A 10,807-nucleotide genomic window follows, 5' to 3' on the forward strand; every position below is an offset into this window, starting at 1 on the left:
GAGCCCGGTGTTGTTGGGCTCGCTTATGCATGCGGGTCGCCGTGCGTTGCATCAGGCCCCAGCGCGTTCAAAAGACCGATGTAATCAATCAGGTCTGCCAGGGTAATCACGCCCAATAAAGTACCATCACGCACGACCAGGTATTTTCGGCGTTTCTCTTTCGTAATCCGCGTGAGGAAATCCCCGAGCGCCAGGTCGGGCGCGACAGCATTCGACTGATCAACGGGAACAAGAACGTCGCCCACCAGTGTCGAGGCCCATGTGTCACGATCCGTTTGCTGGATGATTTCGCCATCAACATAGCCCAGCAATTTGTCGCGCCGCAGAACAGGCACAAAACTGGTCCGGTATGGCAACATTGTCTCGTCAACCAGTTCCTCCAAAGTCTGATCAGGTCGGACGCAGCGTGGGGTGGACGTCATTAGATCGCGCACCGTCTTGCCCTTTAAACCTGCCGTGATGCGCGTCTGCTGGTACGCAGCTTTCGCAGATGCGAGCACAAAAAAACCTATAAAGATAAGCCACAGCGCGCCGATCCCCTGACCGGACATAAGGCTCAGAATACCCAGGCCAATCAGGCCATATGCGATCATGGTGCCCAAATGGCTGGCGCGCCGGGTTGCATCCAGCAGGTCACCACTTTTGTTCCACAACAACGCGCGGTAAACCCGGCCGCCATCCATGGGAAATGCGGGGAACATGTTAAAGACAGCCAGCAGAAGATTGACGAAAGCAAGGTAGGAAAAAAGTGCGGGCACGACATTTGAGGTCAGCAGCAGCTGTGCCAGAGCACCGGCCAACCAGAACCCAAACGCCAGCGCAAAGCTCGTCACCGGGCCCACAACGGCGATCCAGAACTCCGCGCCTGCTGTTTTGGGCTCGCTTTCCAATTCTGCGACGCCGCCAAAGACGAAGAGCGTGATACCCTTGATTTTCACGCCAAGTCTTCGGGCGACCAGACTGTGCGCAAGCTCATGCAGGACAAGCGATCCAAAAAACCCGAGTGCCCCGAAAATTGCCAGCAGCAAATAGGTTTCACCGGTCTGGTCGGGAACGGATAGCGGAAAGTAGCCTTGCGAAAGGCTCCAGACGATCAGGGTGACAATCAGCAACCAACTGGGATCAACCCGGACGTCGAACCCGGCAAGCCTGAAGACTGTAAATGCATTCGAAAACAGTGGCACAACCTCCTAGCTGGTCACCATACCTACATTGTATCCGGCATGGCCCGTCGATCTCGCTCAATCATCAAAGCCTGTCCCGCGCCTAGTTTCATTCCGACAACAAGGGGATGTCCAATGACCGCGACAAAGCGCAAGAAAGGCAATCTGGCCGTTGTGCCGGTTTCATTGCCGCCCGCAAAGCAGACCACCAGGCATCCGCATCAGAATCTTGATCGGGCCATAAGGGCAGCAATGGCACGGCTGACAGGGGGGATTTCTCCGCATTCGGTGACCGAAGCATGGAGCGATTGGGCCATGCATCTGGCCAGGTCCCCGGGCCGTCAACTGGAACTGATGGAGCGGGCACAAGACAATTCGGTCAAGATGATGCGCTATACAACCGAGACCCTGACGGGAAAAGACGCAGAACACCCTTTTACCCCCAATGCCCATGATCACCGTTTCCAAGATCCAGCTTGGAACAAGGCGCCATTCAATCTTTGGCAACAGGGCTTTCTGGCGGTGCAGGATTGGTGGGCTCATGCCACGCGACCTGTGCGGGGCTTGCAAAAGCAGGATGCCGACAGAACACAGTTTCAGACCCGGCAAATGCTTGATCTGCTGTCACCATCCAATTTTCCATGGATGAATCCCGAAATCATCGCGGCAACCGCGAAACAGGGCGGCAGGAACCTGGTCGATGGCGCCACACTTTTCACCCACGACATGTTCCAGACGCTAACCCAGTCACACGAACCCGCGCCCGAGGGGTATCAGATTGGCATCGACCTTGCCCAAACGCCTGGGAAGGTGGTTTACCGCAATCATCTATTCGAATTACTGCAGTATTCGCCCCAAACACCGAAAGTGCAGACAGAGCCTGTTTTGTTCGTACCTGCCTGGATCATGAAGTATTACGTTCTTGACCTGTCGCCGTATAACTCGATGGTGAAATACCTTGTGGATCAAGGCTTTACCGTGTTCATGATCTCGTGGTGCAACCCAACCGCCGACCAATCAGACTTATCGCTCGAGGATTACCGCAAGGACGGCGTTCTGAAAGCGTTGGATGCGATCAATACCATCGTACCGGGGCAGAAGGTTCATGCCAACGGTTATTGCCTGGGGGGCACCCTGCTGTCGATCGCAACCGCCACGATGGCCCGGGATGGCGATGACCGTCTGGCTTCGATCACCCTGATGGCCGCGCAGGTCGATTTCAGTGAAGCGGGCGAATTGCTTCTGTTTGTCGATGAAAGCCAGGTCGCGTTCGTCGAGGACATGATGTGGGAACAGGGCTATCTTGACCGCCCGCAGATGGCGCGAACATTCGCATCCATCCGAGCCGAAGACCTGATCTATACCCGTGCGATCAATCGGTATTTTCTGGGTAAAGAGGACCTTCCGACAGATCTGGGGGTCTGGAATGGCGATACAACGCGCATGCCCGCCCGGATGCATTCGGAATACCTGCGCGGACTCTTTCTAGAGAACCGGCTGACTGCGGGCCGTTTCGCGGTTGAGGGGCGAGTGATCGCGCTGAAGGATATTGCCGTCCCGATGTTTGTTGTGGCAACGGAAACGGATCACATCGCTCCTTGGAGGTCCGTCTACAAGACACGGCTTTTCACGGATTGCGACCTGAGGTTTGTATTGACAAAGGGTGGCCACAACGGTGGCATCCTTAGCGAGCCGGGCCATGCAAGACGCCACTTCCGCATAGACGACCGCCCAAGCGGTGCACATTACATCGGCCCTGACGCATGGCTTTCCCAGACATCTCCCAAGCCCGGTTCGTGGTGGCCCAGCTATGCCGAATGGCTTGTCGCCAAAAGCAGCGGGAAAGTGGTGCTTCCGACAATAGGCGCCGCGGAAGATGGCCTTCCACCGTTGGAGGAAGCGCCGGGCACATATATTCATCAGGTTTAGATGCCCCGTCTATATCTCAAGTTCATCATCACTTCTGGCTACGCCGAACAGGCAACCCTACCAAATGACGGGGCCTAGTGGTTGCGCAAACCATATAACTTGCTGGAAATAGACACGAAGTTTTGTGAGGTGTTGGATCGAGAATCCACCCATTTTTTGCATTGCGGAGAAATGGTCTTCGGGCTCAGAGCAACTCAGTTCAGGTGCGGCCTGATCGAGGTTGAGGGTGGTTTGGAACCTACCGTTCGCCTCGCAAGCTATGCTGAGAAAATGGCGGAGATAACGCTTGGGCCTGACATTAAGTGCGCCAAGCTGCAAAAGCCCTATCACATGGCTGATCTGGCCAGCGCTTTGACGCAGGCGCTTTCCGAGAGCCGACAACATGGCAAGCCCGTCTGGTCGTTACCGAATTTTGGTGAAAACTCAGGCGCTCTGCTATTAGAACGGCCTCTGCTGCGCTCGAAATTCCCAAACGGTGACGTTGCCATCGCTGTTGGCGTCAGCAGCTTCAAAGTTTTCCTGCGCGGTTGCCATAAACTCTGCCAATGTCACATGCGTGTCGCCGTCGGCGTCCATCGTCTTAAAGCGCGCGATGCGGTTGACATAAAGCCGTTCAATATTGCTCCGGCCCCGCGGCATGGCTGTTGGCGCGCTGTCCAGATATTCATCCTCAGAAATCTGGCCGTCTTCATCACTGTCAAACAAGGCGAACCCGGCTCCTGCATGATGTGAAGCCTCCGAGGCGCTGACGATACCATCCGCATTTGTATCAACAGGGCGCGCCATCACGTTCATCCCACCAAAGTTGCCAAACGGCATGAACTGGATTTGGTCGTCATTGTCATCATCATCTGCAAAAGTAGGCGTTGCGCTTGCCAATGCGGCCATCACCGCAGTTGCCGCTAACGCGCTATAAAATCTAAGGTAACGGTTCATTATTTGTCCTTTCTAGATTCTAACGATGGCGCGCTCTAAAGGTCGAACGCTTCTGACGCGCTGACTGTCTCGGAACGAGATTACGGATTGATTCAGCACCAGTTCGTCAAGACGACCAGTCTAAAAGACACCTAAGCCACCGATCGGATTTGGAATTGATCGATATCAACGCTAAGGCGCGCTAGGCCACGTAGACCCAATGCGATCGCAATATGCCCCGGCGCAGAATCTTCCCATGCAAGAGATAATCATCTGGCTTAACGATCAACTGCTGCGCATGCAGTGGCTGTCGGATCTGGTGACGCTTTTGGTGCGGGACGGTTTTGGGCTGGATACAGCTGGGCGGATCGGCGGCAGCGTTCATTTCTTCATCTATGATGTGATCAAGATATTCATCCTGCTGTCCGTTTTGATTTTCAGTATCTCTTATGTGCAAAGCTATTTCCCGCCCGAACGCACCCGCCGGATTTTGGGGGAAAGACAGGGATTGTGGGCCAATACGGTCGCCGCCCTGCTGGGGACGATCACGCCCTTTTGTTCGTGTTCGTCTATCCCGCTATTCATCGGGTTCACCAGCGCGGGCCTGCCGCTGGCAGTCACCTTTTCATTCCTGATTTCATCGCCGCTGGTCGATCTGGCGTCGGTTATCCTGCTGGCCAGCATCTTTAACTGGTCTATCGCCTTGGCATACGTGGTCATCGGGCTGGTCTTGGCTGTCTTGGGTGGAACCTTGATCGGACGGCTGAGGCTGGAGGATCAGGTCGAAGACTTCGTTTACCAGAGCCCGGTCAGTGACCATGACAATGACGGTGCGATCAGCCGACGCGAAAGGCTGACCTATGCCAGCGAACAGGTCGCCGAGATTGCAGGGCGGGTGTGGCTATATGTTCTGATCGGTGTCGGGATTGGCGCGGCAATCCACAACTGGATCCCCGAAGGGTTTATCTCGGCGCTGTTGGGACAGGACAAATGGTGGTCCGTTCTGGTCGCGACAATCGCGGGCGTTCCGATGTATGCGGACATTTTTGGGACGCTACCGATTGCTGAGGCCTTGGTTCAAAGAGGTGTTGGTCTGGGGACTGCGTTAACGTTTATGATGGCTGTGACCGCGCTGTCGTTGCCGTCGATGATCATGCTCAAGCGGGTGGTCAAGCTACCGCTGCTGGTGGTCTTCATCGGGATCGTCACCGTCGGGATCATTCTGATCGGTTACATCTTTAACGCAACTGCACATCTCTTTGTCTGACGAAAGGACGCAAGCAATGAACATCAAGATACTGGGGTCCGGCTGCAAGAAATGCGTGGCCTTGGCCGAGAATGCCACCGCTGCAGCGCGGGCCGAAGGGGTCGATGCCGAGATTGAAAAGGTGACCGATATCATCGCCATTGCGGGCTATGGGATCATGTCGACCCCCGGTCTGGTGATCAACGAAAAGGTTGTTTCAAGCGGGCGTGTTTTGACTGTGGCTGACATCGGAATGCTTGTGAAGGAGGCTGCAGCATGACGCAGCACAAACACTGCTACGGCACAATGTTTCACGACAGCCTGCATTTTTCTGTCAACGACCAGATGCAAGGCAAGGTCTTTTCGTTTGAGCTAGACAGCGCCGGGCTGGCGCGATCAGGCCGCAGCATCCAAACGGATATCACCGAATGGGATGACTGCCTTGCATGTCCAGAGTTTGCCCATTGCTACAAGCTGTGCATGGCGAAACTGGCCTTAGAAAACGCGATCTCACGGAGCTGATGGTGATTTGTGCGGCCAGGCTCAGGCGGCCTTTGCCCCAAGACTGGCCTTCAGATCTGCAATCGCCTCATGTGTGCTAAGATAGACGTGGCCCTGACCCAAGGTGTCTTCAAAATCAACGCGCTGTAGCTTGTCCATAACCGGCCCTTTCACTTCGGCCATGTGCAGTGTGACACCGGAGTCGTGCAGCCGCTCAATCAGTGTCTCCAGCGTCTCTAATGCACTGGCATCGATGAAGTTGACTGCAGACATGATCAGCACCAAGTGGTTGATCTGCGGTTGATCCGCGACACGGGCCAGCAACTCATCCTCAAGGTAGGCCGTATTGGCAAAATAGAGGCTTTCGTCGACCCGCACGATCAGGATGTCTTCATCGGTGTGCACCTTGTGGCGCAGCACGTTGCGGAAGTGCTCGGTCTCGCCGACCCGTCCGACCACAGCGATGTGGGGGCGGCTGGTCCGATAAAGATACAGCGCGATGGACAGACCGGCACCGATGACGATACCCATTTCAATACCGATGGTCAGCACCGCCACGAAGGTCACGATCAGCGACAAAGCGTCGGTTTTGTTATAGGCCCAGGTCTCGCGCACGATCTTGAAATCAATTAGGTTGGCTACGGCCACCACGATAACTGCGGCCAGCGTCGCTTTCGGCAGGAAGTAGAGCAGGGGGGTTAGCAACAGAACGGTGATCCCGACCAACACTGCAGTGATGATAGAGGCCAATGGCGTGACAGCGCCTGCTGTAAAGTTCACCAAGGATCGGCTGAAGCCACCGGTGACAGGATAGCCCCCGGTGAATGATGCCCCGATATTGGCCGCACCAAGCGCCACCAGTTCCTGATTGGCGTCGATTTTTTGACGACGTTTACTGGCTAGTGATTTCGCGACCGAGACGCTTTCCAGAAAGCCAACGAGTGAGATCAGCAGCGCCGCTGGCAGCATTTGCTTCATCAATGAAAGGTCGAATGCGGGCATCGCGAAGGGCGGCAGACCTGCGGGGATATCGGCGACGATACTGACGCTTGCGCTTTGATTCAGGCCAAAGAACCAGACCGCCAAGGTTGTGACCAGTACGGCTACCAACGGGCCTGATTTGGATACGGCATCAGTCACCGACTCGTTGACGCCTGCACCTTTCATCCACCCAGTCATGCGGCCTTTCCAGACCAGCAAGATCGTCAGCGATACGGCTGCAATGCCGAAGGTGGCAAGATTAATTTGGCCGATATGGGTGATCGCATGCCCGATTGTTTCAGTAATCAGGTGACTGCGTGGGATATCAAAACCCAAGAGGTGCTTGAGCTGCGAAAACCCGATGACCAGTGCCGCAGCACTGGAAAATCCGGAAATGACCGGATGGCTGAGAAAGTTCACGAGGAAACCCAACCGCGCCAACCCCATCCCCAGCAGGATCGCCCCGCTGAGGAACGCCAAAAGCACAGCCCCGGCGACGTAGCCTACAGACCCGGCTTCGGCCAGGGTGCCCAAGGTTGTGGCGACCATCAGCGATACGATGGCCACTGGTCCCACGGCCAGCGCGCGGCTGCTGCCCAGCAACCCGTAAAAAATCAGCGGGACGATGCTGGCATACAGGCCCACCTCTGGTGGCAGACCGGCCAGCAGGGCATAGGCCATGCCCTGCGGCACCAACATGATCGTCACAATCAGACCGGCCATGCCATCACTGGCCAGCATTTGACGGTTATACCCCGGCATCCACTCCAGAATAGGCAGATACCTTTTCAGCATCCCGGTCTGCATCGGTCTTCTCCTTATGCTCTGGCTGCAGTGGGCAAGCCTTGTTGGCTTGCAATGATGCGGTTCCAAGGCATGTGCTTGAGTATGGTCGCCATCGCGCAGTTGCCTGTGATCCCCGCCTGGGTCAGGCCCGCGCCGACAAAGGCACTAATGGCTGCGAACCAAGGGTTGATCAGCACGGCAAGCACGATGCCCAGCAGGACAAGGCTGCCTGCGGTGATCTGGACCTGTCGCATAATGCTAATGGGCGCCTTTGCGTTTTCATTCACCGGTAGACCAGCGGCGCGCCACGCCTGAATGCCGCCTTCCAGTTGGTAGGCTTCACGAAAGCCGGTTTTCAAGATCTGGGCGGCGGACGCCTCGGTCCGGCCACCGCTGTGACAGTGAAAGACGGCAATCTTGTCGTGCTCTTGCGGGAAATCTTCAGGGTTAAAACCTGACAGGGGAACAAGATGTGCTTCGGGGACGTGTTCCTTGATGTATTCATCCGGTTCACGCACGTCGATCAGAACGGCCTTGCCTTCGTGCATCCATTCTTGAGCGGTTCTTGGGTTAATTTTTTTCAGAGTCATTGGTCAGTCTCCTCGGTCTCTGCGCCATCAGCACAGTAAGTGTCATACAAAAACGCCAGCATTCTCCCGATGTCGTCACGCACAATGCGGTAGTACATCGTTTGCCCTTCACGCCTGGCCTTCACGATCCGTTCGCGCCGCAAGACGGCTAACTGCTGGGATACGGCCGTATCACGGGAACCAATGGCTTCCGCGAGTTGCCCCACCGACTTTTCACTTTCGCTCAGCAGGCAAAGGATCATCAGGCGACTGCGATTGGACAGTAGCGTCATGATTTCGCAGATATCGTCTGCGGTCGTTTGCATTTCTTTTATATTCATGCTTGCGCAGATAAGAAGGCACTCCTATCTCGTCAAGGGCAAGGCGGTACTTTCCCAAACCTACCCGGCAAACGGGACCTGAAACTGAGAATGATCAATCAGGGGCGGGGAAAGACCGTTCACAATGAAACAAGAAAGGAGTCGCGATATGACCCCAGAAGTAAAAGCATTCTTTGATGAACCCACCAATACGGTGTCCTATGTGGTCAAAGACCCAAACAGCCAAAGCTGTGCGATCCTTGATTCCGTGCTCGACTTTGACCCAAAGTCAGGCCGTACCAGCACGGCGTCAGCCGACGACATTATCGCCTACGTTAAAGAGAACGATCTGACGGTGGAGTGGATTTTGGAAACCCACGCCCATGCCGACCATCTCAGCGCCGCCCCCTATCTGAAGGAAAAATTGGGCGGGACCACCGGGGTTGGGGCGCATATCAAGGACGTGCAGGACGTTTTTGCCAAGGTCTTTAACGTAGAGAAAGGCTTTCAGACCGATGGCAGCCAGTTTGAACATCTGTTTGAGGATGGTGAGGAATTCACCGTTGGCGGCATGACGATCAAGTCGATGCATACGCCTGGCCACACCCCCGCCTGCATGACCTATGTTGCCGGTGACGCGGCCTTTGTGGGCGATACGCTTTTCATGCCTGATTATGGCACGGCACGCGCCGATTTCCCCGGTGGAGATGCGCGTGTGATGTACCGTTCAATCCAGAAAATCCTCGCCCTGCCGGATGAGACGACACTTTACATGTGCCACGACTACAAGGCGCCCGGTCGGGATGAATACAAGTGGGAAACCACTGTCGGCGAAGAGCGGACCAAGAATGTCCATATCGGCGCGGGCCAGACTGAGGATGAGTTTGTCGCAATGCGCGAAGCGCGTGATGCGACACTGTCGATGCCGACGCTTATTCTGCCATCCGTGCAGGTGAACATCCGCGCCGGAGAGATGCCACCGGCAGAAGACAACGGCGTGTCCTACCTCAAAGTGCCGATCAACCAGCTTTGATTGTGCAAGGCGCGGGGCGGCGACAGACCGCCCCGCCACACATTCGACAGGAGCAAAGCCATGGATATGGCAATGGAAAAGCCGCAAAACGCACCGGACTCGTCACATCAGACCGAGGCTTTGGTGCTCAATTGCATGGACTATCGTCTGATCACCCCGGTTGCGGACTACCTCGCGGCGCGTGGCTTGCGGGGCAAATACGACCAGATCGTGCTGGCTGGTGGTGCCATTGGCGTCATGGCGGATGAAACTAGCGCCTGGGCCGAAACCTTCTGGCAACACGTCAAACTGGCCCGTAATCTGCACGGCATTCGCAAGATCATCGTGATCGACCACCGTGATTGCGGTGCTTGCAAGGCCTTTGTCGGTCAGGACTGTGCAGATGAACGCGAGGGGGAAACTGCGATCCACATGGTCTGGATGGAAGCGCTGGCCGACGAAATCAAGACGCGTGAGCCAGACCTTCAGATAGAGCTGTTGTTGATGGATCTGGACGGGAGTGTTGAACGACTTGACGCATGAGACCTGTGAAGTTGTTTCAAACTAGTAGGCTATCGGAGAAGAACGCTACCAAGCCCGATAAGGTACCGCTCTTGGTTTTTGCAACAAAGAAATCGCGGCTCGCAGCTGAAGCGAAACGTTGACTTGCATCAAAGCGAGCGGCAGCTGGATCAGGCCATCTGAATCTATGAACATTCTTGCCGACTACGATCATCCGACCATCAAAGAATTGGCTGCTCGTTTAACTCATTCCGAGACCACAGTGCGCGGCAAACTTGAACGAATTTCTACTTTTTCGCGAAGATATCCAGTTCGGCTGTCCAAAGGACGGTGACTATGTGAAAGCGTCGGGCACCGTCCGGCTGAGACACTGGCAATGCAACACGAAGGCCACGCTGTTGCCCGCCCTCTGCAAGGCGGCCGGCATTCCGGCGCGCATCCACTTCTCGCTGATCTCCAAGGATATCCAAAAGGGTTTCTTTCGCGGCCTCTCCCGTTGGCTGAAGCAATGGCGGTTTTGGAGAGGCAATTCAATACATCAGTCGCAAATTCCAGGAGTTTGCTAATTTTATAAAAGCGCGAACAGTCCCCTCAGATATTGCCGGCCGAAGCGCTCCTGCATTGCTGCTACCACGCCAAGCGCGCGCTATCTGTTCGGCGGGTTGCCAAATCAGTGAATCACCTGCTCGATAGGCTTCTTTGACAAGGGCTTTCGCGGCGCGACAGTCTGCTTCCATCGCATAAACAATGGACCGCTACTCGCACCCATCATCTGGCTTAGCACAGGCGATACGAGCTCATTGTTTCCGTTCTGATAATAGACCTTCGCGGGTCTGCAAAGTGCCCTTGAGCCGACATTCATG

Annotated in this window: 12 protein-coding genes; 7 read left to right on the top strand and 5 right to left on the bottom strand. The window is 55.5% G+C overall.

The genetic code is table 11. From position 1 onward, the window contains the following. Positions 1–23 precede the first annotated feature (23 nt). Positions 24–1,184, bottom strand: coding sequence for a site-2 protease family protein (locus ACFWW2_RS20725; protein WP_393931344.1), 1,161 nt, complete (start codon positions 1,182–1,184; stop codon positions 24–26). A gap of 114 nt (positions 1,185–1,298) precedes the next feature. Here ACFWW2_RS20725 and ACFWW2_RS20730 point away from each other — a divergent pair, with 114 nt between their 5' ends. Continuing rightward, positions 1,299–3,092 (top strand): PHA/PHB synthase family protein, encoded by a 1,794-nt coding sequence (locus ACFWW2_RS20730; RefSeq protein ID WP_393931346.1) that lies wholly within the window; start codon positions 1,299–1,301, stop codon positions 3,090–3,092. Positions 3,093–3,530: 438 nt separating this feature from the next. Here the strand turns inward: ACFWW2_RS20730 and ACFWW2_RS20735 are convergent, their stop codons facing one another. Then, positions 3,531–4,028, bottom strand: a complete 498-nt coding sequence (locus ACFWW2_RS20735; RefSeq protein ID WP_393931348.1) for an EF-hand domain-containing protein — start codon at positions 4,026–4,028, stop codon at positions 3,531–3,533. A gap of 235 nt (positions 4,029–4,263) precedes the next feature. Here ACFWW2_RS20735 and ACFWW2_RS20740 point away from each other — a divergent pair, with 235 nt between their 5' ends. The 3 genes from ACFWW2_RS20740 to ACFWW2_RS20750 are packed head-to-tail and all read left to right on the top strand — an operon-like array spanning position 4,264 to position 5,775. After that, the gene (locus ACFWW2_RS20740) at positions 4,264–5,274 is read left to right on the top strand and encodes a permease (protein WP_393931350.1); all 1,011 of its coding nucleotides are present in this window, start codon (positions 4,264–4,266) and stop codon (positions 5,272–5,274) included. A 16-nt stretch (positions 5,275–5,290) separates the two neighbouring features. Then, positions 5,291–5,533, top strand: coding sequence for a thioredoxin family protein (locus tag ACFWW2_RS20745; RefSeq protein ID WP_393931352.1), 243 nt, complete (start codon positions 5,291–5,293; stop codon positions 5,531–5,533). Further along, positions 5,530–5,775, top strand: a complete 246-nt coding sequence (locus ACFWW2_RS20750; RefSeq protein ID WP_393931354.1) for a hypothetical protein — start codon at positions 5,530–5,532, stop codon at positions 5,773–5,775. Before ACFWW2_RS20745 ends, ACFWW2_RS20750 begins: the two co-directional genes overlap by 4 nt. Before the next feature lie 21 nt (positions 5,776–5,796). Here the strand turns inward: ACFWW2_RS20750 and ACFWW2_RS20755 are convergent, their stop codons facing one another. Genes ACFWW2_RS20755 through ACFWW2_RS20765 form a run of 3 tightly spaced genes read right to left on the bottom strand, consistent with a single transcriptional unit; the run spans position 5,797 to position 8,431 of the window. Next, the gene (locus ACFWW2_RS20755; RefSeq protein ID WP_393931356.1) at positions 5,797–7,542 is read right to left on the bottom strand and encodes a SulP family inorganic anion transporter; all 1,746 of its coding nucleotides are present in this window, start codon (positions 7,540–7,542) and stop codon (positions 5,797–5,799) included. Between the two features lie 11 nt (positions 7,543–7,553). Further along, a complete protein-coding gene (locus ACFWW2_RS20760) occupies positions 7,554–8,111 on the bottom strand; it encodes a rhodanese-like domain-containing protein (RefSeq protein WP_393931358.1) in 558 nt (185 codons plus the stop codon). After that, the gene (locus tag ACFWW2_RS20765; RefSeq protein ID WP_393931360.1) at positions 8,108–8,431 is read right to left on the bottom strand and encodes an ArsR/SmtB family transcription factor; all 324 of its coding nucleotides are present in this window, start codon (positions 8,429–8,431) and stop codon (positions 8,108–8,110) included. Before ACFWW2_RS20765 ends, ACFWW2_RS20760 begins: the two co-directional genes overlap by 4 nt. Positions 8,432–8,579: 148 nt before the next feature. Between ACFWW2_RS20765 and ACFWW2_RS20770 the strand changes: the two genes are divergently transcribed. From ACFWW2_RS20770 to ACFWW2_RS20780, 3 genes are all read left to right on the top strand, one after another. Next, the gene (locus ACFWW2_RS20770) at positions 8,580–9,443 is read left to right on the top strand and encodes an MBL fold metallo-hydrolase (RefSeq protein WP_393931362.1); all 864 of its coding nucleotides are present in this window, start codon (positions 8,580–8,582) and stop codon (positions 9,441–9,443) included. Positions 9,444–9,503: 60 nt separating this feature from the next. Further along, the gene (locus tag ACFWW2_RS20775; protein ID WP_393931364.1) at positions 9,504–9,965 is read left to right on the top strand and encodes a carbonic anhydrase; all 462 of its coding nucleotides are present in this window, start codon (positions 9,504–9,506) and stop codon (positions 9,963–9,965) included. Positions 9,966–10,219: 254 nt separating this feature from the next. Beyond that, a complete protein-coding gene (locus ACFWW2_RS20780; RefSeq protein ID WP_393931366.1) occupies positions 10,220–10,510 on the top strand; it encodes a transglutaminase domain-containing protein in 291 nt (96 codons plus the stop codon). Positions 10,511–10,807: the final 297 nt, after the last annotated feature.

Source organism: Yoonia sp. R2-816 (assembly GCF_046762905.1).
Lineage (GTDB): Bacteria > Pseudomonadota > Alphaproteobacteria > Rhodobacterales > Rhodobacteraceae > Yoonia.